This is a genomic window from Microbacterium sp. (assembly GCF_049650565.1).
In the GTDB taxonomy this organism is placed as follows: Bacteria; Actinomycetota; Actinomycetes; order Actinomycetales; family Microbacteriaceae; genus Microbacterium.
Genome location: NZ_JBASAK010000020.1, coordinates 1 through 20878, shown reverse-complemented (window position 1 = coordinate 20878; position 20878 = coordinate 1). Strand labels below are relative to the sequence as shown.

The following is a 20878-nucleotide window of genomic DNA, read 5'->3' as shown; positions in this document are numbered from 1 at the left end:
AATGGATGCGATGCGCGAAGAACTGGTCACGGTCGGCAGGGGGCTCACTGTGCTCCTCGATGGCCGGGGGATGCCGGAGTGGCAGCCGCCCGTGCTGCAGTCTGACGGTTCCCGGACGTGCGCGTGGCCGAAGTACCCGCAGCCGGTGATGGTCGCGCTGATGGCAGCCCTCGAGGTCACCGGCCACGACTTCGCGTACCTCGAGCACATCGAGGCCGTGCGCCGGACGCCGATCGCTTCTGCCTCGTCGAGTGAGCTCGCCACCTGGTTCACGTACCTGTTCCGCGGCGAACGGTTCAGCGACGGACACATCGAAGGATTCATCCGATCCGGCCAGCTGCAGGCGATGCTCGAACGGCTGCTCGAATTGTCTGCGGGCGACGACGGAGCCAGTTAGGAGCCGCCTGCGGCGAAGGCGAATGACGAGCACCTCCCTGCTCCGCCTATCCGTTGTCGACGAGAGCGCACCGTCGCCGACTGTTCGCCTCCTCTTTTGCCGCTCGTTGTGGGAGGATTGCTGGCAATCGCGTCGAGAGGGCTGCCGTGTCGTGGAGTACGAGTGAGCTCGCTGCTATGGCAGGTACGACGGCGAACACGATCCGGCACTATCATCGGCTCGGATTGCTCGACCAGCCACAACGCCGATACAACGGCTATAAGCAGTACGGCGTGCATGAGTTGGTTCAGTTGCTGCGTATCCGCCGGTTGGCCGAACTCGGAGTTCCCCTGTCGGAGATCGGAAAGGCCGACGAGAGCACGGAGAGCATGTCGGAGACGCTGCGTGCTCTCGACGCGGAGTTGGCGGCGAAGATCGATCAGCTGCAGAAGAGTCGTGCGGAGATCGCGGCGGTCCTTCGTGATGGTGCACCGGCAGACTCACCGGCGGGCTTCTCATCCGTGGCGTCGCATCTCTCCGAAGCGGACAGTTCGCTCGTCCATGTCTACACGCAGCTCTACGACGAGAGTGCTCTCGCCGACCTGCGCCGCATGGTGGAGGCGGATGCCGAGGCGGACGCTGTCGGAGACGAGATCAAGGCTCTGCCCGCTGATGCGGACGAGGCGAGCCGGCAGCGGCTGGCGGAGGTACTCGCACCGGTGCTCGCCCGGAACCTGCTCGAGTACGCGTGGCTCTCCGATCCCGCAGGGCATCTCTCCAAGAGCGAGCGCGTGACGCAGCAGACGTTCATCGAAGCGATCGTCGAGCTGTACAACCCGGCTCAGATCGACGTGCTCGCCCGCGCTGGGACCCTCGCCAATGACATGGTGGCGGCGCGGCGCGCAGCGGGAGGCTCTCCCGAGTGACCAGCGGAGACGGGCGAGCACATCACCCGTCCGCCTCCGGAATCAGTGGGAACGGGGCAGCGACGCTGCGGCGATGATGATGCTGTTCACGATCGTCGCAGTAAAGGTGCGAGCCACCGCATCCGCGGCCGCACCGGCTCCCCAATCTCCTGCCTTGAGCTCCTCGGCGCGAGAGATAACCGCGGACGTCCATGGGATATCGCGATCGAACTGCGGCAGAGTCCCGCTCCCGTAGAGCAGTGCAGCGAGTGCCGTGATCCGGGGTGTCTGTGGGGTTCCGTCAACCAGCACTGCTCGGACGCCGGCGAGTAGCCGATCCCGACGGCTGTTGTCGACGATCTCCAACGCGGTGGTCTCGAACAGCCCGAGAACCTTCTTCGTGACCCGACGAATGTCACCCCGATCCGCCAAACGGTCCAGCAGCGGCTGTCTCAGCGACGGCCCGATGGCGGCGAGGAAGTCCTGCACGTCTCGAGGCCGGTCTGACAGGTACTCCCATCCGGCTCGGAGGAGATGCTCGGTAGGCGAATTGCTCGAGACCGCCTCCACCCGATGAACGTCCTGCACGTCGCTCGAACGGATGTGACCGCTGAAACCGAGTTCGGTGAGGACGGCGCCCGCGAGAACGTAGTACAGCGTTCCTTCACCTGCGATGCTTCCGTTATCCGGCTGGAGCAGCAGCAGGAGAAGCTCTTCGGCCAATGTCGGAGGCGCTGTCGCCGCGGAGCGGTCCTCCGACGGGGGTGCCGCGTGTGTCGCGTTGTCGAACTCTTCCATTCTCGTAGTCCTTTCCAGGTCCTGTCTCGGGGTCGTCGAGAGGTCGATGATGACCGACTCTGTCGCTGATGTGGTCAGGTCCGCCGGTCGTGGCGCGCGCATGCCATCGTTGGGGATCCCGCCGGGTTGCGATGCCGCGCTCATATCAGGAACACCACCGTCAGAGCCAGCCAGGCAGAGACGCTCGCCAGCGTCGCCCACAGGATGATCGCGATCGCCTGCCACAGCAGAACCCACGCGCGGGGGGAGCCGCCTGCCACGAGAATCGCGGAGGTCACCTGGGTGGGAAGCGCCAACGGAGCCAGCAGACTCGCACCGGGAACACCAAAACGGACGAACCACCTGTTCAGTCGCTTGCGCCCCTTCTGCCTGCTCTTCGATTCCGGCTTCGCCGCAGTCAGGGGGTCTTCATCGGGCGTGGTCCGATCCAGCAGAGAGGTCGACGACCCGGCAGCGAGCCCGGCGACCCGTGAGCGGCGGCTCATGACCGCGGTGCGTGCACGCGAGGTGAGCAGCACGGTCAGCAGGACCGTCACGAAGTTCCCGACGATCCCGGCGCCGGCAGCGACGCTCGGATTGAGGCCGCCAACGATGCCGATGACGGCGGCCACATCGCTCTCGATGGCGGGAATCGCCCCAGCGAGCATCACGACGAGCGGTTGATCAGCTCCGGGACCTGGCCTACCAGATCCTGGAGATGGGTGATGAGGTCCTGAATGACATTCATGACGCGGGTTTCCTCTCTTATTCCGGGATGGAGACTCAAGTAGAAACCGTGTTCCTGGAACAAGGTCAAGGACCGACCCATTGCCCGCTCACGTCGAGGCGTACGAGGAGCGGACACTCGGCGAGATACGTGCTCATCGTCCGCCGGATCCGCCGCGCTACGCCGCGTGGGCGTGCCGGGACCCTCACGAGCCCTGCCCTCGTTGCAGTTGCCGGTGGTGTGGGCATCAACTGACTCACCGTGGCGGGGCTCGTCGGGCACGCTCGCATCAGAGCTGATCTCTTGCTAGCGCCTCCGCTGGCAGCGCGGGCAGTAATGGCTCGAGCGGTTCATGAACGACTCGCGCCGGATCGGGGTGCCGCACCGCGGGCAGGGCGCTCCCCCGCGCCCATAGGCGTTCAGGGAGTGCGCGAAGTAGCCGGCCTGCCCGTTGACGTTGACATACTGCGCGTCGAAGCTCGTGCCGCCCTCGGCCAGCGCCTTCTGCAGCACCAGGCGCACCTCGGCCATCACCCTGCGCACGGCCTGCGCCGACAGCGCGCGTCCCTCGGTCTCGGGGTGGATGCGCGCCGCCCACAGCGACTCGTCGGCATAGATGTTGCCGATGCCGCTGACCAGCGTCTGGTCCAGCAGGATGCGCTTGATCGCGCTGGCGCGCCGACGCACCGCGACGATGAACGCGGCGTCGTCGAACGCCGGGTCCAAGGCATCCCGCGCGATGTGCGCCACCTGCGACGGGACCCGCGGGGCGCTCGTCCCCAGCCCGGCGGCTGCACTGCCGGCCGTGTCCTGCAGCTGATCCACGGCCAGCGAGCCGAACGTGCGCTGGTCGGCGAACACGACGGCCAGCCGGCCGTGTCGCGGATGCTCGATGTGCAGCCGGATGCGCTCATGGCGCTCGGCAGCGGCATCCGGAATTCGGAGCAGCAGCTGCCCGCTCATGCCGAGGTGCGCGACGACGGCATCCGCGTCGCCATCCAATGGCAACCAGAGGAACTTGCCACGGCGCGCGGCAGCGGTGATGGTGCGGCCCTCAAGGCGTTCGACGAAGTCTTTCGCGCCCAGCGCATGCCGGGTGAGTGCGCGCTCGTCGAGCACGTCGACGGCTGTGACGAGCGCGCCGACCACGGCGGGCTCCAGGCCCGCGCGGACGACCTCGACCTCGGGGAGCTCAGGCAACCGTGGACTCGGCGGTGCGTTCGCTGAGCTCTCGCCAGGCAGTGAGAGCAGCCGCCATCTCGGCGGTCTTCTTGCTCGATCCCGTACCCGTGCTCGCGTAGTCGCCCACTGCGACGGTGGCCGTGAAGGTGCGGTTGTGGTCCGGGCCCGACGACGCGACCGAGTACACCGGCACCGGCCTGCCCAGATGAGCGGCCAGTTCCTGCAGGCTGGTCTTCGGGTCCATCGCGGCCCCGTACCGCTCGGGGTCGGCCATCAGCGGCGCCGTCAGGCGCAGCACCAGCTCCTCCGCTGCGTCCGGACCCGCCGACAGGTAGGTGGCGCCGAACACGGCCTCCATGGTGTCGGCGAGGATCGAGTCCTTGTCGCGACCGCCTGTCTGCTCCTCACCGCGCCCCAGGCGCAGGAACGCGCCCAGGCCGATGCCGCGCGCGACCTCGGCCAGCGCGACCGTGGACACCACGCTCGCGCGTCGTTTGGCCAGCTGTCCCTCGGGCAGATCCGGGTTGCTCGTGAACAGCTTCACGGTCACCGCGATGCCCAGTACCGAATCGCCGAGGAACTCGAGCCTCTCATTGTGCGGGATGCCGCCGTGCTCGTACGCGTACGAGCGATGCGTCAGCGCTCGTTCAAGAAGCTGGACGTCGATGTCGACGCCCAGCTTCTGAATGAGAGCCCGAGCTCCCGCGGAATCCTCCGCCACGATCCGCCGATCAGACGTCGGCGACCTTGCGGCCCTTGTACTCCAGGAACAGCTCGGTGCCCTGCGAGTCGGTGACGACCTTCGCCTGGTGCGGGCGGCTGTAGACGACCTTGCCGTTCTCGATGGTCTTCACCAGAGCGGGGGCCTCGGCCTTCCACTGCGCGCGACGGCTGCGGGTGTTGGAACGGGAGACCTTGCGCTTCGGGGGGTTACCGGCCATGACTAGCTCTCTTCTTTCTCGGCGCCGCGGCTTCCTGCCGGGGCGTCCTGGTCTGTGATCTGTCGGAGCGCACTCCATCGAGGATCGATAGGAGCGGGGCTCTCTGCGTCGGTGCTCACGGCCAGCTTCTCACCCGTGTTCGGATCGAGACCCGGGCAATCCGGCTGGCACACCGGCTGGAACGGAAGCGACAATACAACCGCATCCCTGACCAGAGTTTCAAGATCCACGTGGTCGTCTTGAACTTCGAAGTCAGTTTCCTCATCTCCAGGATACGCGAAAAGCTCCTGGAACTCGACTTCGACAGGCGCGGCGATATCCGTGAGGCACCGGCCGCATACTCCGGCGTAGTCGGAATCCGCAGTTCCGGAGACCAGAATGCCCTCGTGGACCGATTCGAGACGCACGTCCAGGTCGACGGTCTCGCCGGCCTCGACAGCCACGATCCCCTCGCCCCACCTGTCTCCGAGGGTCACAGAGAAGCGGTGCTCGCGCATCTCGCCGGGCTGGCGAACGATGTCGCGGACAGGCAGCACGAATGGTCCGTTGACGCGGTTTCTCACCCCGCAATACTACCGGCATGAGGCTGAGAGGGACCGGAGTGGCAGGGTCAGAGACCCCGCGCGCCGGTGTCGAGGAAGGTCGCCACCACGGGCGGCACGAACGGCGTGACGTCGCCGCCGAGCGAGGCCACCTGGCGCACCAGGGAGCTGGAGACCATCGCGTGCGCGGGGTCGGGCAGCAGGAACACCGTCTCGATATCGGCGAGATGGCGGTTCACGATGGCCATCGGCGACTCGTAGGCCACATCGATCTGAGAGCGGATGCCCTTGACGAGCACCCCGGCGTCGACGTCGCGCGCGTAGTCGACCAGCAGTCCCATGCTCCACGAGCCCACGATGATGTGGCCCTCGATGCCGGCCTCGGCGATGGACTGCTCCAGCAGACTCAACCGCTGAGCGATGGGCAGCATGGCAGCCTTGCCCGGGTTGTGCACGACGAGCACATGCAGTTCGTCGTACAGCCGCGCCGCACGACGGATCACATCGAGGTGACCGAGTGTGGGCGGGTCGAAGGAACCAGGGACGACGGCGATCCGGCTGTTCACTTCGACTCTCTCCGTTCGCTCAGTACAGGCACTTCGACTCTCTCCGTTCGCTCAGTACAAGCACGATCACAGCCTAGGCCTTGGCACCCTCAGTTCTTGCTGAGAGCCGCCCGGTCCTCGTCGCTGACGCGCTCCTGGATGGCCACGCGCAACCCCGGATGTCCGGTGAGCAGCGGGTCGTCGCGCAGGATCTCGGCGGCGATGTCGCGTGCATACGCGATGAGCCCGGCATCCTTCACCACGCGCAGCAGGCGCAGGGACGACTTCGCCCCCGCCTGCGCGGCGCCCAGCACGTCGCCCTCACCACGCAGTTCGAGATCGACCTCGGCCAGTTCGAAGCCGTCCAGCGTGGCGGCGACGGCCTCCACGCGCTCGCGCGCCGGTGTTCCCGCCTCCGCCTCGGTGACCAGCAGGCACAGGCCCGGCACGCCGCCGCGCCCGACGCGACCGCGCAACTGGTGCAGCTGAGAGACGCCGAAGCGATCGGCATCCATCACGACCATGGTCGAGGCGTTGGGCACATCGACGCCGACCTCGATGACCGTGGTCGCGACCAGCATGTCGACCTCGCCGCGCGCGAACGCCCGCATGATGGCATCCTTCTCATCCGAGGGCATCTTGCCGTGCAGGATGGCACGACGGACGGAGCCGAGCACGGGATGCGTGGCCAGCAGCTGATCGAGCTGCACCACCCCCCAGCGGGGTCCCCTGCCCTCGACATCCTCCGGCGGCGGTGCATCATCGGCCTCGACGGAGTCGGATGCCGTGTCGATGGCTGCGCACACGACGAACACCTGCCTGCCCTGCGCGATCTCCTCGCCCGACCGATCCCACACCCGCTGGAACCACTCCGGATGCTCGGCCAGCGGCGCGACGAACGTGCTGATCCCCGCACGTCCTGCGGGCATCGTCTGGATGACGGAGGTGTCCAGGTCGCCGAAGACCGTCATGGCGACCGTGCGCGGGATGGGCGTGGCCGTGAGAACGATGGCATGCGGAGCAGTGCCCTTTGCCCGCAGCATCTCGCGCTGCTCGACGCCGAAGCGGTGCTGCTCGTCGACGACGACCAGCGCCAGGTCGGCGAAAGTGGTCTTCTCGGACAGCAGCGCGTGCGTGCCGATCACGATCAGCGACTGGCCGGACGCCACGCGCAGAGCCGCCCGGCGGCGTTCGGGCGCGGACATCTGCCCGGTCAGCAGCGTGGGGATCAGCTCCGCCGCGACATCGGGGCCCAGCATCTTCGTGATCGAGCGCAGGTGCTGGGCGGCCAGCACCTCGGTGGGCGCGATGAGCGCGGACTGCCCGCCGGACTCGGCGACCTGCAGCATGGCGCGCAGCGCCACGAGCGTCTTGCCCGAGCCGACCTCGCCCTGGATGAGCCTGTTCATCGGCCGGGATGCCGCGAGGTCGGCGGCGATCTCGGAGCCGACCCGCTGCTGATCGGCCGTGAGCGTGAACGGCAGGGACGCGTCGAACCGCTCCAGCAGCCCGCCGGATGCCGCCGCGCGCGGAGTGGCGACCAGCGAGCGGACCAGGTTGCGCTGCTGCAGCAGCGCGGTCTGCAGCACGAGCGCCTCATGCATGCGCAGGGTGCGCACCGCGGGTTCGATGTCGGTTCGGCGATGCGGCCGATGGATGCTCATCAGCGCCTCGCGCGCGGTCAGCAGCCCCTCTCTCCGACGGAGGTCGTCGGAGAGCGGATCGTGCACGTCTCCCAGCTGGTCGAGCACGACCCCGATGACCTTGGCGATCTGCCAGCTCTGCATGGCGGAGGTGGCCGGATAGATCGGGATCGGAACGTCCTGCAGGGCGTCGGCCTGGCGGTGAGCCGACTCGTCGTCGTCGAAGAGCTGGTAGTCGGGGTGCGCGAACTGCACCCTCTTGTTGAAGACGCTGACCTTGCCCGAGAAGATGCCGCGCCTGCCGACGCGCAGTTCCTTCGCCCGCCACTCCGCCTGGCCGAGGTTCTTGGCGAAGAACGTCAGGGACATCTGCCCGATGCCATCGCCGATCACGACCTCGAGCATGGCCCCCCGGCGGTTCTTCATCATCCGCGGATGGGTGGAGAGCACCTCGGCCACGATGGTGACCGTCTCGCCGATGGGAAGGTGCTCGATGGGAGTCAGCTCTCCGCGATCGGCGTAGCGGCGCGGATAATGCCCGAGCAGCTCGCCCACCGTCGTCATGCCGAAGGCGCGATCCAGGGTCTTGGCCGTGGACGCGCCGAGGGCCGTGCTCAGCGGCGTCTCGAGCGAGAAGGACATGCTCCGAGTCTAGGGAGGGCCGCCGACGTCGACGCTCGCGACCTGCATGCCGGTATCGTGTTCGCGTGACCAGGATCATCGCGGGCGCCGCGCGCGGCATCCGACTCGACGTGCCCGGCGCCGGCACCCGCCCCACCAGCGACCGCGTGCGCGAATCGGTCTTCGGTGCGCTCGAGTCGATGGATGCCGTCGACGGGGCCCGCGTGCTGGACCTGTACGCGGGCAGCGGCGCGCTGGGGCTGGAGGCCTGGAGCCGAGGCGCGGCGCACGTCGATCTGGTGGAGCGCTCGCGCCCGGCGGCATCCGTCGTCGGCCGCAATGTCACCGCCGTCGCGAAGTCGCTGGGCGCGGCGGGTGCGGCGAAGGTGCACCAGAGCACCGTCCGGGCGTTCCTGGGCCGTGCGACCGGACCCTTCGACCTGGTGTTCACCGACCCGCCGTACGAGCTCGACGACGCGGCCGTGACCGCTGACCTCACGGCGCTCGCGCCGCTGCTGTCGGAGGACGCCGTCGTGGTCATCGAGCGGGCCAAGCGCTCGAACGCACCCGAGCTGGATGCCGCGGGACTGACCCTGCTGCGCGAGAAGACCTACGGCGACACCGCGGTGTGGTGGGCGCAGCCGACCTGACCGCCGACGGACGACGCTTCGACAGGCTCAGCGACCCAGAAGGCGGAAGACGCTTCGACAGGCTCAGCGGCCCGGTGGGCGGAGTTCAACCTGCGACGACGCCGTCCCAGTCCCGGTAGGGGTCCCAGCCCGAGGGCGGGAGGGGCGTGCCGTCGAGCAGCAGCCCGTCCTCGCCGCGCACGGTGACCGTGCCGATGCGGTGGAAGCCCACAGGCAGCGGCCGATCCGCGGGAAAGGCGGCCAGCAGGCCGTGGTCCTCTCCCCCGGACAGCGCACGGGAGCGGTTCCCGCCGAAGGCCAGCGCGTCGAGCGCAGCGCCATCGAAGTCGATGGTCACGTCCGAGGCATCCGCCATCCGGCCGGCGTCGATGGACAGCCCGTCGGAGACATCCATCATGGCGCTGGCGCCGGCATCCGCTGCGACGGGACCGAGCGCGATCGGGGGCTCCGGGCGAAGCTGACGCTCCAGCCCATGCCGGGACGCCTCGTCCACGGCATCCGGGTTCACGGCGATCGGCATCTCGCCGTCGCGGAACACCCCGAAAAGGGTCTCCAGGCCCGAGGCGGCCGCCCCCAACTCGCCGGCCAGTGCGACGACATCGCCGGGCTGCGCACCGGAGCGCGTGACGGCTGCTCGGCCGCCCAGGTCGCCGAGCGCCGTCACGGCGATCATCAGCAGGTCGGAGACCGTGAGATCGCCGCCCACGACCGCGCACCCGGGCGCCAGCGCATCGCAGGCCTCGCGGAAGCCGTCGGCCATGGCCGCCACGAACGACAGCCGTACGTCGCGAGGAACGGCCAACGCCACCAGCAGCGCCGTGGGGGCAGCGCCCATCGCCGCGACGTCGGCGAGGTTGACCGCCGCCGCCTTCCAGCCCAGGTCGTAGCCGCTGGACCACGCCGTGCGGAAGTCGGGTCCGTCGACGAGAGTGTCGGTCGTGGCGACGACGGATGCCGAAGGCGCGGCGATCACTGCCGCATCATCTCCGGGACCCAGCAGTGCGTGCGCGGCCGTCGAGGTGCGGGCGAGGATGGCCCGAAGCACGGTCCCTTCCGAGATGTCGCCGATGCGGGGGTCGCCGTCTGGATCGGATGCCATGCGGTCAACGGTAGCCTGGAATCATGCTTCGACGTCTCGCCCTGGTTTCCGGGGCGCTGATCCTTCTCGCCCTCACCGGATGCTCGAGCACCGTCGCCCTCAAACCCGCGCCCGACGCGAACAATCCGGCATGCGCCGAAGTGACGGTGCGGCTGCCCAACGCCATTGGCGACATGCAGCGCCGTTGGACGGATGCCCAGGCCACCGGCGCCTACGGCGAGCCGACCGCCGTGATCGTCGCCTGCGGCGTTGCCGTTCCAGGGCCGACAGCCGACCTGCAGTGCGTCACGCTGGACGGCGTCGACTGGCTGGTCGACGATTCCCAGGCGCCGAAGATGCGCATGACCACCTACGGCCGCGACCCCGCCGTGCAGGTGTTCGTGGACACCAAGCGCATCGGAGCCAACGAGGTGCTCTCCAACTCGGGCCTGGTCAGCGGCATCCGCACCATCAAGGCGACCAGCGCGTGCATCGCGCCGGAAGGGCTGTCGAAGTAGGGCGACGCTTCGACGGGCTCAGCGACCCATTACTTCTGCAGACCGGCCTCGATGAGCTCGGTGATCAGCTCAGAGTAGGTCATGCCCGAGGCGATCCAGCACTTCGGGAACATCGAGATCGGGGTGAACCCGGGCATGGTGTTCAGCTCGTTGACCACCAGCTCGCCGTCGGGAGTGACGAAGAAGTCCACGCGCGCCAGACCTGTGCCGTCCACGGCCTCGAACGCGCGGACGGCGGTGTCGCGCAGTCGCGCGATGAGGTCGTCGTCGAGCTCGGCAGGGCACACGATGTCCACGCCCTCGCCGCCGAGGTACTTGCCCTCGAAGTCGTAGAAGCTGCGAGTGGTCAGCACCACCTCGCCGGGCAGCGACGCCCGGGCCCGGGCACCGCCGCGACCGGCCAGCACACCCACCTCGACCTCGCGGCCGGTCACGCGGGACTCCACGAGCACCTTCGCGTCCTCGTGGAACGCGATGCGGAAGGCCTCATCCAGCCCCTCTCCCCCGTCGACGCGCGAGACGCCGACGCTGGAGCCGGCGCTGGCGGGCTTGACGAACACGGTCTCGCCCAGTGCGCGGACGCGCTCGCGCACGCTCTCGGGATCGGCATCCCACTCCGCCTGACGCACGGTGATGCCCGGCGCGACGGAGATGCCGGCCGCCGACAACGCCAGCTTGGTGAAGTGCTTGTCCAGACAGACGGCGGAATCCAGGATGCCACCGCCTGCGTACGGCACGTCCAGCACGTCGAAGAAGCCCTGGATGGCGCCGTCCTCACCGTGCAGGCCGTGCAGCAGTGGCAGCACCACGTCGATCTCGCCGAGGTCGACCGACGAGCCGTCGGCGAGCACCGCGCGCAGCATCCGGTCGCCGCTGGGCTGCGGCCAGCGGATGCGGGTGCCGTTGTCGGCGACCTCGGGCATGCGCTCCGGGTTCAGCGCGAAATGCGCCGGGTCGTCCTGCTCGAGGACGAACGCGCCCTCACGGGTGATCCCGACCGGGATCACGTCGTAGCGGTCGCGGTCAATGGCCGCCAGCACTCCGCCCGCCGTTGCGGAACTGATCGAGTGCTCGCTGGAACGCCCGCCGAAGAGCACCGCCACCGTCTGCTTGTCCATGATTGGTTCTCTCCTCCTGCGGAGTGTCGTCGTCGGTGGTCAAGTGCGGTGCGATGTCGCGGGGATCCATCTTCCCGTCGAGCACCATCTTCACCTGCTCCACGATGGGCATGAAGACGTCCGCCTCGTGCGCGAGCTGCAGGATCGGAGCGACGGATGCCAGGCCCTCGGCGGTCTGGTTCATCTGCTTGATCACGTCCTGGAAGCCGTAGCCCTGGCCGAGCAGGCGCCCCGCGGTGTTGTTCCGGCTCAGCGGCGACTGACAGGTGGCGATCAGGTCACCCAGGCCCGCAAGGCCCTGCAGGGTCTCGGGCTGGGCGCCGTTCGCGACCGCGAAGTCGGTCATCTCCACGAGCCCCCGCGTGATGATCGAGGCCTTCGTGTTCTCGCCGTATCCGACGCCGTCGACGATGCCGATCGCCACCGCGATGAGGTTCTTCAGCACGCCGCCGAACTCGGTGCCGATCACGTCGGTGTTCACGAACGAGCGGAAGTACCAGTTGCGCACGGTGCGGGCCACTGCATCCGCGGTCTCCTGGCTGCGTGACGCGATGACGGCCGCCGTGGGCTGCTCGCGGGCGATCTCCAGCGCCAGGTTCGGACCGGAGGCCACGGCGATGCGCATCGGGTCGCAGCGCAGCTCCTGCTCGATGACCTGGCTCATGCGCAGCCCGGACGAGCGCTCCACGCCCTTCATGAGGCTGACGATGGGCTGCTCTCCGCCGGCCAGCAGCGGGCGCAGCGCTTTGAGGTTCTCGCGGAGCGTCTGGCTGGGCACGCACAGGTAGATCTGCTCGGCGCCGTCGAGCGCCCGGGAGAGTTCGTGCGTGGCGGTGATGGTGCGCGGCAGGTTGATGCCGGGAAGGTAGCGGGAATTGCGCTTGGCCTCGGAGATCTCCTGGGCCAGCTCGGGTCGCCGGGCCCACATGGTGACCTGCGCGCCGCCGTCGGCGAGGATCTTGCCGAAGGTGGTCCCCCAGCTGCCCGCTCCGACGATGGCCGCCCTGGTGCCGGACGCCGCCGGCGTGCGCTTAGGAGTCAAGGCGACCCGTCTCCCTCTGCCCGTGCTCGGCGGGGTTCCACCGCTTCGCGGGCGCCTTCTCGCCACGCAGCTGCTCCAGTAGCGCGGTGATCGCGGACATCAACCGGTCATTGGCCTCGTTGATGGCGGCCTGCTCGCCTGCCCGACCCCTCAGATCCGACAGATCGACGGGGTCTCCCACCAGCACCCGCACGCGCTTTCGCAGCGGCCACAGGCTCAGGCCCTTCTGGTACCTGCCCATGATGTGCTGCGTGCCCCACTGCGCCATCGGGATCAGGGGGATGTCGCCGGCCAACGCGAGTCGCACCGCGCCCGACTTGCCGCGCATGGGCCACAGCTCGGGGTCGCGGGTGAGCGTGCCCTCGGGGTACACGATCACACCGCGGCCGTGCTCGACGAGCTCGCGGGACTGCTTCATGGTCTGCTTCGCGGCGGATGCCGACGACGCGCGCGCCACGGGGATCATACCGGTCCTCTTGAGGATCCACCCCAGCACGGGCACGTGGAACAGACTCTCCTTGGCCATGAACCGCGGAAGCCGCCCCGTGCGGAACACGGAGATGGCGACGACCAGAGGGTCGAACTCGGAATAGTGGTTGGGTGCCAGCACGAAAGCGCCGTCGCGGGGCAGCTTGTGGGCATCCGTCGTGGTGATCTTCGCCAGGATCGACACCAGCGGGATGACGATCACCGCCAGCGGCCAGAACAGGCTCGGCCGGCTCCGCTCGGAAGCAGCCATCAGATCACCGGACGACGTCGAAGTCGGCGCCCAGCGCCCGCAGCTTGTCGAGGAACTTCTCGTAGCCGCGACTCAGGATGTCGACACCGGAGACGACCGACTCGCCCTCCGCGGTCAGCGCCGCGATCACGTGGCTGTATCCGCCGCGCAGGTCGGGCACGACGATGTCGGCGCCGTGCAGCGGCGTGGGACCGGTGATGACCGCGGCCTGCTCGAGCTCGCGGCGCGGGACGCGACGAGGCCCGTCCTGCAGCCCGTGCGGGTGCACGACGATGTCGGCTCCCATCTTGACCAGCGCCTGCGTGAACCCGAAACGGTTCTCGTACACGGTCTCGTGCACGATGGAGCGGCCATGCGCCTGGGTCAGCGCCACGATCAGCGGCTGCTGCCAGTCGGTCATGAAGCCCGGGTGCACGTCGGTCTCGACGACGACGGGCTTCAGCTCGCCGGCGCGGCGGAACAGGATCCCGTCCTCCTTGATGTCGAACCAGCCGCCGGCCTTGCGGAAGACGTTGAGGAAAGTGAGCATCTCCTGCTGCTTGGCACCGCCGACGAAGATCTCGCCGTCGGTCGCCAGCGCCGCGCATGCCCACGAGGCGGCTTCGTTGCGGTCGAAGATGCAGCGGTGGTCGTAGCCCCGCAGCGTCTCGACGCCCTCGATGAGGATCACACGGTTGGGCTCATAGGAGATGATGGCGCCCATCTTCTGCAGGACGGCGATCAGGTCCATGATCTCGGGCTCGATGGCCGCATTGCGCAACTCGGTGGTGCCCTGCGCGCGCACGGCGGTCAGCAGCACCTGCTCGGTGGCGCCCACGCTCGGGTAGGGCAGGTGGATGTTCGCGCCTTTGAGCCCGTGCGGGGCGGAGAGGCGGATGCCGCTGGGCTGCTTCTCCACGATGGCGCCGAATTTGCGCAGCGCGTCGAGGTGGAAGTCGATGGGGCGGTCGCCGATGCGGCATCCGCCGAGGTCGGGGATGAACGCCTGGCCGAGCCTGTGCAGCAGAGGCCCGCAGAACAGGATCGGGATGCGGGAGGCTCCCGCGTGGGCGTCGATCTCGTCGTAGTGGGCGGATTCGACATCGCGCGGGTCGAAGACCAGCGAACCCTCCTCGTCGCCGGGGGTGACACGGACTCCGTGCACCTCGAGCAGCGAGCGCACGACGGCGACGTCGCTGAGGTCCGGCACATCGCGCAGCGTGCTGGTGTCCTCGCCCAGGAGAGCGGCGACCATGGCCTTCGTGGCCAGGTTCTTCGCCCCCTTCACGTCGACGCGGCCATTCAGCGGCCGGCCTCCGCGGATCGCGAGCACGGATCCGGTGGGAACCGGAGCTTCGTCAACTGCAGCATCGCGGAGCGGTGTCGTCATTCGGGCCTCTTCTTCATCAGGACAGACGCGGCGGTGGCCGCAGGTCTCTCATCCAATCACGGCTGGTGCCGCGGGGGCTTCTGACCCCCGGCCCACCGCACGTCTCGTCCTAGCGAACAGGAAGCGTGCGCGGCCGCCACGACTCGCGGCGGGCCTCGAACTGCGCGATCTTGTCTTCGTTGCGCAGCGTGAGCCCGATGTCGTCGAGCCCTTCGAGGAGCCGCCATCTAGTGTAATCGTCGATCCCGATCTCGACCTGGAAGCCCGCGATCGCCGCGGTGCGCGCCTCGAGGTCGACCGTGATCTCGCGGCCGGGCTCTTCGTCGATGAGCGCCCAGATGCGCTCGATGTCGGCCTCGTCGACGGTGGCTGCCAGCAGGCCCTGCTTGCCCGAGTTGCCGCGGAAGATGTCGGCGAATCGGGGGCTCAGCACCACCTGGAAGCCGTAGTCGCGCAGCGCCCAGACGGCGTGCTCACGGCTCGAGCCGGTGCCGAAATCGGGGCCGGCCACGAGGACGGATGCCGCACGGAAGGGCTCCTGGTTCAGCACGAACTCCGGGTCCTTGCGCCATTCGTGGAACAGCGCGTCCTCGAAACCGGTCTTGGTGACGCGCTTGAGGAAGACGGCGGGGATGATCTGGTCCGTGTCGACGTTCGAGCGCTTCAGCGGGGCTGCGACGCCGGTGTGTGTGGTGAACTTCTCCATGGTGCTCAGGCCTCCAGGTCGCTCGGGCTGGAAAGGGTGCCGCGGATGGCGGTCGCCGCCGCGACCAGAGGCGAGACCAGGTGCGTGCGACCGCCCTTTCCCTGCCTGCCCTCGAAGTTGCGGTTCGAGGTGGACGCGCAGCGTTCGCCCGGGGCGAGCTGGTCGGGGTTCATTCCCAGACACATCGAACAGCCTGCGAAGCGCCACTCGGCGCCGAACGCCTCGACGATCTTGTCGATGCCCTCGGCCTCGGCCTCCAGCCGCACGCGGGCAGAGCCCGGCACCACCATGACGCGCACGCCGTCGGCCTTCTTCTTGCCCTTGATGATCGACGCGAAGGCGCGCAGGTCCTCGATGCGGCTGTTGGTGCAGGAGCCCATGAACACGGCATCCACCTTGACGTCCTTCAGGGGCGTGCCCGGGGTGAGGTCCATGTACTTCAGCGCTCGTTCAGCGGCGGCGCGAGCGTTGGCGTCGGCGATGTCGGCGGGGTCCGGGACGGATGCCGACAACGAGCTGCCCTGGCCGGGGTTGGTGCCCCAGGTGACGAAGGGCTCCAGCTCGGCCGCGTCGATGTCCACCTCGGCATCGAAGACGGCATCCGCATCGGTGGGGAGCGTGCGCCAGTATGCGACGGCGTCCTCCCAGTCCTGCCCGGCCGGGGCGTGCGGGCGGCCCTTCAGATAGGCGAACGTGGTCTCGTCGGGGGCGACCATCCCGGCGCGCGCGCCGGCCTCGATCGACATGTTGCAGATGGTCATGCGCCCCTCCATGGAGAGGGCGCGGATGGCGCTGCCGCGGTACTCGAGCACGTACCCCTGTCCGCCGCCCGTGCCGATCTTGGCGATGACCGCGAGGATGATGTCCTTGGCCGTGACGCCCGGTCGCAGCTCGCCCTCGACGTTGATGGCCATGGTCTTGAACGGCTTCAGCGGCAGGGTCTGCGTGGCCATGACGTGCTCGACCTCGCTGGTGCCGATGCCGAACGCCATGGCGCCGAACGCGCCGTGCGTGGAGGTGTGCGAGTCGCCGCAGACCACTGTGATGCCGGGCATGGTCAGGCCCAGCTGCGGGCCGACGACGTGCACGATGCCCTGTTCGACGTCGCCCAGCGAGTGCAGCCGCACGCCGAACTCGGCGGCGTTGCGGCGCAGCGTCTCGATCTGGGTGCGGCTGGTGAGGTCTGCGATGGGCTTGTCGATGTTCAGCGTCGGGGTGTTGTGGTCCTCGGTGCCGATGGTGAGATCGACGCGGCGCAGCGGGCGTCCCTCGGCGCGCAGGCCGTCGAACGCCTGCGGGCTGGTGACCTCGTGGATCAGATGCAGGTCGATGTAGATGAGGTCGGGTTCGCCGTTCTCGCCCTTGACGACGAGATGGTCGTCCCAGACCTTCTCGGCAAGGGTACGCGGTGACGTTCTGATGGACATGCGGTGTGTTCCTTATGGCTCGATGAGTCGGCCCACGATGGACTCCGCGACGAGGAAGGCCTAGATCGAGGTCCCGCCGCGGCTGCTAAGGAGAAGAACCACCTGCCGCATGCGGGCAAGTCTACCGCGCGCTCAAGGCGCTCAGGCCCGTGTTGCAGCGCGCTTGTCGCGGGCGGACGAGACCAGGCTCGCGATCGTTGCGACGGCCATCGAGCCGAAGATCACCCCCAGCGACACCCAGTTGTTGATGTCCGGTGCCCACTCGATGTGCTTTCCCCCGTTGATGAACGGCAGTTCGTTCTCATGCATGGCGTGCAGCACCAGCTTCACGCCGATGAACCCCAGGATGAAGGCCACCCCGTAGTGCAGGTACTTGAGCTTCTCGAGCAGACCGCCGAGCAGGAAGTACAGCTGCCGCAGCCCCATCAGGGCGAACACGTTCGCAGTGAAGACGATGAACGGGTAGGTCGTGATGCCGAAGATGGCCGGAATCGAGTCGACGGCGAACATCAGGTCGGTCACTCCGAGCGACACGAACACGATCAACATGGGCGTGAAGACCTTCTTGCCGTCGACCTTCACGCGCAGCTTGGAGCCGTGGTACTCCTCGCTGATCGGGACCACGCGGCGGATCTGCCGGACGATGAAGTTCTCGGTCTGGGCATCCTCCGCCTCCTTCTCCGGCATGGCCTGCCGGATGGCGGTGAACAGCAGGAACGCACCGAAGATGTAGAAGATCGGGCTGAGGTGCTCGACGGCGGCGCCGACGATGATGATGAAGACCCCCCGCAGCACCAGCGCGATCAGGATGCCCGCCATCAGCGCCTCCTGCTGGTATCGGCGCGGCACTGAGAACTGGGTCATGATCAGGATGAACACGAACAGGTTGTCGATGGAGAGGCTGTACTCCATCGCCCATCCGGTGAGGAAGTCGAGGGAGATCTTCGCTCCGCCGACGAAGAACAGCACCCCTGCGAAGATGAGCGCGAGCACGACGTAGAACACCACCCAGAGGGCGGACTCCCTGGTGCTGGGGATGTGCGGGCGCTTGAGGATCAGCAGCAGATCGCCGAGCAGGATCGCGGTGAGCACGATCATCGCGGTGATCTCGAACCAGATGGGGATGACCAAGAGCGGAGGACCTTTCGAGGGATGACGAAGTCCGAAAGTCTCTCCCCGCACCCTGGGGTGCGCCGCGCGACCGGAGCAGCTTTGATGGTGCTCGTGATGACGATCCGCGCGATGTCGGGATACTCCCTCTCGCTCGGGCAATGCTACCGGACAGCGGCCCCCGGCCCAACCCGACAGGCGGATCCGCGTCTTCCCGGGGTATACAAGAAGTCTTGTGAGCTGCGTCGGTGGCGCATAGCGTGTCGGGCGTGGAACACATCTCCGTCATCACCGCTATCGCGCATCCCCTGCGCCGGCGGATGATCGATCACCTGCTGCTGCATGGCGCCGCCCAGGTCGGCACCCTCGCTCGCGCGCTGGACGCGCAGGTGGGCAGCATCAGTCACCACCTGCGGATGCTGAAGCGGGCGGGCATGGTGGAGCAGGTCGACGCGCCCGATGGAGATCGCCGCACCAGCTGGTGGCAGCTGGTGCGGACCTCGTTCACGTGGTCCACTGGCGACTACGACTCCCCGTCCGATGCGCTGCTGGCCCGCGAGGCGATGCGCGTCAACATCCGCCACCAGATCGATCTGCTGCAGCGGTGGCATCGATCCTCGCCGCAGAGCGACTGGGAGGGGTTCAGCACCGACTCGCTGGCCTGGGCGACGCAGGAGGAGCTTGACGACCTGCACGCCAGGGTGAACGCGCTGATGGGCGATTGGAAGAGCGGCATCGACCGCGACGACGGTCAGGTGCGGACGCCGGTGTTCTTCTTCGCCCACGGCTTCCCGACGGAGGCGTGAGATGAGCGCTGAGCCGGTTCTGCTGCGCGAGCCGCCGGCGTTCCGCCGCGATCGCCTGGTGCAGACCTGGCTCGTGATCAAGGCGCTGTCGGATGCCGGTGATGCCATCTTCACGATCGCGTTCGCCTGGACGGCCGTGCAGATCGCCTCCCCCGCCGTCGCCGGTCTGGTGGTGGCCGCCGGCACCGTGCCGCGTGCGATCGTGCTGCTGGTGGGCGGTGCGTACGCCGACCGCAAGGACGCGCGCCGGCTGATGGTCGTGTTCAACACGCTGCGCGTGGGCGTGCTGGTGACCGTGGCGATCTGGTGCCTGGCCGAGCCGCCGACGGTGGCGCTGCTGCTGATCGCGTCGATCGCGTTCGGGCTGTGCGATGCGTTCTTCGAGCCGGCCGCCGGCACCATGCCACGGCAGCTGGTCGCACCGGCGGATCTGCCGGCGTACTCCGCGCTCAGCCAGACGCTGTCCAGACTCGGGACCATGGCCGGATCCGCCGCGGGCGGATTCCTGGTGGCGGCGTTCGGGCTCTCCGGCAGCGCAGGGCTGAACACCGCGACCTATGTCGTCGTCATCGTGTTCATCGTGCTGTGGTTGCGGCCGCGCTTCGCGCTCCCCCGGGCGTCCGCCGAGCAGAGCGTGCTGAGCGGTGTCGCGGACGGGTTCCGGCACCTGGCCAGGGAGCGGGCCACGCGCACGCTGGTGATCGCCCTGTCGGGGCTGAACCTCGCGGTGAGCCCGGCCATCTCGATCGGGCTCCCGCTGCAGGCCACCGCGCGAGGATGGGGCGCAGGCGCAGTCGGGGTGTTCGAAGCACTGGTGGGCGGCGGCGCCATGATCGGCGCGCTGGTCGTGGTGCGCCGCCGCCCGCAGCGCGAGGCCATCGGCGGCTTCGCGGCGCTGGTGGTGCAGGGTGCAGGGATCATCGCCCTGGGCATCGGCTCGCCTGTCGTCGTCGGCGGAGGATGCCTGGCCATCGGTTTCACGGCCGGATTCGCGTCGGCGCTGCTGAGTTCGACGTTCGCCGCAACGGCGGCCCCGGACTTCCTGGGCAGGCTCGGATCGGTCCTGCGGCTGGGAGACGACTGCCTGATGCCCGCGGCCATGGCCCTGTTCGGGATGCTGGCCGGCATCCTGCCGCTGTGGGTGCCGTTCACCCTGTACGGCGGCGCTATGGCGCTGTTGATGATCATGCCGCTGCGCAACCCCGGCATCCGCTCGATCCGTCTGCGGGAGACGCCGATCGCCTAGGTTCACAGGCATGAGCAGTGCCGCTCCTGCCGATGCACAGTCCCGTCACAGCCTCCTCTCATAATCCGTCGTTCCCGCATTCCTACGGTGGATGGAGCGGGGTTCATCACGGGCGCCGGAGAGGACGCTCATGGACAGGTTGCCGAGTTGGCCCGGCTCACGCAGATCGCTGCGCATCGCGGTGACCGCTTCCCTGATCGGCCTCGTCGCCGCGCTCGTCGTCGGCTTCGCGGTGCGCGGGTCGGATGCCGGAATCGGGGTGGACCTGTGGGTGAACTCGCTGCACTCCCCTGCGTGGGATGTGATCTCGCAGGCGGTCGCGGTGGGATTCCAGCCGACTTCAGCGGTGGCGATCGGCGCCGCGCTGGCTGTCATCGTGGCCGTGCGCGTCCGTCGCGTTCTGCCCGGCCTCGCGGCGGGCGCCGCGGTCGCGATCGGATGGCTGTGCACCGGAGTGCTGAAGGTCGTGATCGATCGCCCTCGCCCGGTGTGGACGGATGCCGTGCATCAGGTCGTCGCGGCGGAGACCGACGGCTCGTACCCCAGTGGGCACACGGCGTTCGCGACCGCGCTCGTCGTGACGATCGCCCTGCTGGTGTGGCGCACACGAGCCCGCTGGTGGGCCGTCGCCGGGGGTCCGGCCCTGGTCGTGACCACCGCACTCGCGCGGATGTACCTCGTCGTCCACTATCCGACTGATGTGATCGCCGGTGCCGTGTGCGCGGTCTGCGGCGTGATCCTCGCATTCGCGATGTTCGACGTGATCGGTCGCCGGTTCACGGTTCCTGCTCCGACGCCGGCATCCGACAG

The 20878-nt window shown here is 68.4% G+C and carries 23 protein-coding genes; 7 read left to right on the top strand and 16 right to left on the bottom strand.

The annotated features are described in order from the left end of the window. Window positions 1–10: 10 nt before the first annotated feature. A complete protein-coding gene (locus WA967_RS03135; protein WP_424419441.1) occupies window positions 11–397 on the top strand; it encodes a DUF6508 domain-containing protein in 387 nt (128 codons plus the stop codon). A gap of 53 nt (window positions 398–450) precedes the next feature. Continuing rightward, window positions 451–1302 carry a MerR family transcriptional regulator gene (locus WA967_RS03130; RefSeq protein ID WP_424419440.1) on the top strand — a complete coding sequence of 284 codons (852 nt, stop codon included), beginning with the start codon at window positions 451–453 and terminating at the stop codon, window positions 1300–1302. 42 nt (window positions 1303–1344) lie between these two features. Here WA967_RS03130 and WA967_RS03125 read toward each other — a convergent pair whose 3' ends face one another. From WA967_RS03125 to WA967_RS03090, 8 genes are all read right to left on the bottom strand, one after another. After that, window positions 1345–2079 (bottom strand): GOLPH3/VPS74 family protein, encoded by a 735-nt coding sequence (locus WA967_RS03125; RefSeq protein WP_424419439.1) that lies wholly within the window; start codon window positions 2077–2079, stop codon window positions 1345–1347. Window positions 2080–2219: 140 nt separating this feature from the next. After that, complete coding sequence (locus WA967_RS03120) at window positions 2220–2729, bottom strand: small multidrug efflux protein (RefSeq protein ID WP_424419438.1); 510 nt, start codon at window positions 2727–2729, stop codon at window positions 2220–2222. A 362-nt stretch (window positions 2730–3091) separates the two neighbouring features. Beyond that, the gene (mutM, locus tag WA967_RS03115; RefSeq protein ID WP_424419437.1) at window positions 3092–3985 is read right to left on the bottom strand and encodes a bifunctional DNA-formamidopyrimidine glycosylase/DNA-(apurinic or apyrimidinic site) lyase; all 894 of its coding nucleotides are present in this window, start codon (window positions 3983–3985) and stop codon (window positions 3092–3094) included. After that, window positions 3978–4688, bottom strand: a complete 711-nt coding sequence (gene rnc, locus WA967_RS03110) for a ribonuclease III (RefSeq protein ID WP_424419436.1) — start codon at window positions 4686–4688, stop codon at window positions 3978–3980. The genes mutM and rnc overlap by 8 nt, the downstream gene beginning before the upstream one ends. A gap of 10 nt (window positions 4689–4698) precedes the next feature. Next, on the bottom strand, window positions 4699–4908 hold the full coding sequence (gene rpmF / locus WA967_RS03105; protein ID WP_013586329.1) for a 50S ribosomal protein L32: 210 nt from the start codon (window positions 4906–4908) through the stop codon (window positions 4699–4701). A 2-nt stretch (window positions 4909–4910) separates the two neighbouring features. Beyond that, complete coding sequence (locus tag WA967_RS03100; protein WP_424419448.1) at window positions 4911–5405, bottom strand: YceD family protein; 495 nt, start codon at window positions 5403–5405, stop codon at window positions 4911–4913. A 113-nt stretch (window positions 5406–5518) separates the two neighbouring features. After that, window positions 5519–6016: a pantetheine-phosphate adenylyltransferase gene (gene coaD / locus WA967_RS03095; RefSeq protein ID WP_424419435.1), complete on the bottom strand. Its 498-nt coding sequence runs from the start codon at window positions 6014–6016 to the stop codon at window positions 5519–5521. Window positions 6017–6105: 89 nt separating this feature from the next. Beyond that, window positions 6106–8280: an ATP-dependent DNA helicase RecG gene (locus tag WA967_RS03090; protein WP_424419434.1), complete on the bottom strand. Its 2175-nt coding sequence runs from the start codon at window positions 8278–8280 to the stop codon at window positions 6106–6108. Between the two features lie 65 nt (window positions 8281–8345). Between WA967_RS03090 and rsmD the strand changes: the two genes are divergently transcribed. After that, a complete protein-coding gene (gene rsmD / locus WA967_RS03085; RefSeq protein ID WP_424419433.1) occupies window positions 8346–8909 on the top strand; it encodes a 16S rRNA (guanine(966)-N(2))-methyltransferase RsmD in 564 nt (187 codons plus the stop codon). 85 nt (window positions 8910–8994) lie between these two features. Here the strand turns inward: rsmD and thiL are convergent, their stop codons facing one another. After that, entirely contained in the window at window positions 8995–10008 is a 1014-nt protein-coding gene (gene thiL, locus WA967_RS03080; RefSeq protein WP_424419432.1) for a thiamine-phosphate kinase, read from the bottom strand. Between the two features lie 23 nt (window positions 10009–10031). Between thiL and WA967_RS03075 the strand changes: the two genes are divergently transcribed. Next, complete coding sequence (locus WA967_RS03075; protein WP_424419431.1) at window positions 10032–10505, top strand: DUF3515 family protein; 474 nt, start codon at window positions 10032–10034, stop codon at window positions 10503–10505. 29 nt (window positions 10506–10534) lie between these two features. Here WA967_RS03075 and WA967_RS03070 read toward each other — a convergent pair whose 3' ends face one another. From WA967_RS03070 to WA967_RS03040, 7 genes are all read right to left on the bottom strand, one after another. Then, window positions 10535–11623, bottom strand: coding sequence for a D-alanine--D-alanine ligase family protein (locus WA967_RS03070; protein WP_424419430.1), 1089 nt, complete (start codon window positions 11621–11623; stop codon window positions 10535–10537). Then, entirely contained in the window at window positions 11529–12665 is a 1137-nt protein-coding gene (locus tag WA967_RS03065; RefSeq protein ID WP_424419429.1) for an NAD(P)H-dependent glycerol-3-phosphate dehydrogenase, read from the bottom strand. Before WA967_RS03065 ends, WA967_RS03070 begins: the two co-directional genes overlap by 95 nt. After that, on the bottom strand, window positions 12655–13404 hold the full coding sequence (locus WA967_RS03060; RefSeq protein ID WP_424419428.1) for a lysophospholipid acyltransferase family protein: 750 nt from the start codon (window positions 13402–13404) through the stop codon (window positions 12655–12657). The genes WA967_RS03065 and WA967_RS03060 overlap by 11 nt, the downstream gene beginning before the upstream one ends. Window positions 13405–13408: 4 nt before the next feature. Then, a complete protein-coding gene (murA, locus tag WA967_RS03055) occupies window positions 13409–14773 on the bottom strand; it encodes a UDP-N-acetylglucosamine 1-carboxyvinyltransferase (protein ID WP_424419427.1) in 1365 nt (454 codons plus the stop codon). 109 nt (window positions 14774–14882) lie between these two features. Continuing rightward, window positions 14883–15479 carry a 3-isopropylmalate dehydratase small subunit gene (gene leuD, locus WA967_RS03050; protein WP_424419426.1) on the bottom strand — a complete coding sequence of 199 codons (597 nt, stop codon included), beginning with the start codon at window positions 15477–15479 and terminating at the stop codon, window positions 14883–14885. A gap of 5 nt (window positions 15480–15484) precedes the next feature. Beyond that, a complete protein-coding gene (leuC, locus tag WA967_RS03045; RefSeq protein WP_424419425.1) occupies window positions 15485–16906 on the bottom strand; it encodes a 3-isopropylmalate dehydratase large subunit in 1422 nt (473 codons plus the stop codon). A gap of 141 nt (window positions 16907–17047) precedes the next feature. Continuing rightward, complete coding sequence (locus tag WA967_RS03040; RefSeq protein WP_424419424.1) at window positions 17048–18037, bottom strand: TerC/Alx family metal homeostasis membrane protein; 990 nt, start codon at window positions 18035–18037, stop codon at window positions 17048–17050. Between the two features lie 248 nt (window positions 18038–18285). On the opposite strand from WA967_RS03040, the gene WA967_RS03035 reads away from it, so the two are divergent. The 3 genes from WA967_RS03035 to WA967_RS03025 all read left to right on the top strand — a co-directional run. Further along, entirely contained in the window at window positions 18286–18822 is a 537-nt protein-coding gene (locus tag WA967_RS03035; RefSeq protein ID WP_424419423.1) for an ArsR/SmtB family transcription factor, read from the top strand. Between the two features lies 1 nt (window position 18823). Next, on the top strand, window positions 18824–20068 hold the full coding sequence (locus WA967_RS03030) for an MFS transporter (RefSeq protein ID WP_424419422.1): 1245 nt from the start codon (window positions 18824–18826) through the stop codon (window positions 20066–20068). 181 nt (window positions 20069–20249) lie between these two features. Further along, window positions 20250–20878, top strand: a 629-nt coding sequence (locus WA967_RS03025) for a phosphatase PAP2 family protein (RefSeq protein WP_424419421.1), incomplete at its 3' end; no start/stop codon positions are given.

Coding starts and splice junctions, on each gene's coding strand:
- WA967_RS03135 (WP_424419441.1), top strand. CDS start 11: ATGCGCGAAGAACTGGTCACGGTCGGCAGGGGGCTCACTGTGCTCCTC.
- WA967_RS03125 (WP_424419439.1), bottom strand. CDS start 2,079: ATGGAAGAGTTCGACAACGCGACACACGCGGCACCCCCGTCGGAGGAC.
- rpmF (WP_013586329.1), bottom strand. CDS start 4,908: ATGGCCGGTAACCCCCCGAAGCGCAAGGTCTCCCGTTCCAACACCCGC.
- WA967_RS03100 (WP_424419448.1), bottom strand. CDS start 5,405: ATGCGCGAGCACCGCTTCTCTGTGACCCTCGGAGACAGGTGGGGCGAG.
- WA967_RS03090 (WP_424419434.1), bottom strand. CDS start 8,280: ATGTCCTTCTCGCTCGAGACGCCGCTGAGCACGGCCCTCGGCGCGTCC.
- thiL (WP_424419432.1), bottom strand. CDS start 10,008: ATGGCATCCGATCCAGACGGCGACCCCCGCATCGGCGACATCTCGGAA.
- WA967_RS03075 (WP_424419431.1), top strand. CDS start 10,032: ATGCTTCGACGTCTCGCCCTGGTTTCCGGGGCGCTGATCCTTCTCGCC.
- WA967_RS03070 (WP_424419430.1), bottom strand. CDS start 11,623: ATGGACAAGCAGACGGTGGCGGTGCTCTTCGGCGGGCGTTCCAGCGAG.
- WA967_RS03060 (WP_424419428.1), bottom strand. CDS start 13,404: ATGGCTGCTTCCGAGCGGAGCCGGCCGAGCCTGTTCTGGCCGCTGGCG.
- murA (WP_424419427.1), bottom strand. CDS start 14,773: ATGACGACACCGCTCCGCGATGCTGCAGTTGACGAAGCTCCGGTTCCC.
- leuD (WP_424419426.1), bottom strand. CDS start 15,479: ATGGAGAAGTTCACCACACACACCGGCGTCGCAGCCCCGCTGAAGCGC.
- leuC (WP_424419425.1), bottom strand. CDS start 16,906: ATGTCCATCAGAACGTCACCGCGTACCCTTGCCGAGAAGGTCTGGGAC.
- WA967_RS03030 (WP_424419422.1), top strand. CDS start 18,824: ATGAGCGCTGAGCCGGTTCTGCTGCGCGAGCCGCCGGCGTTCCGCCGC.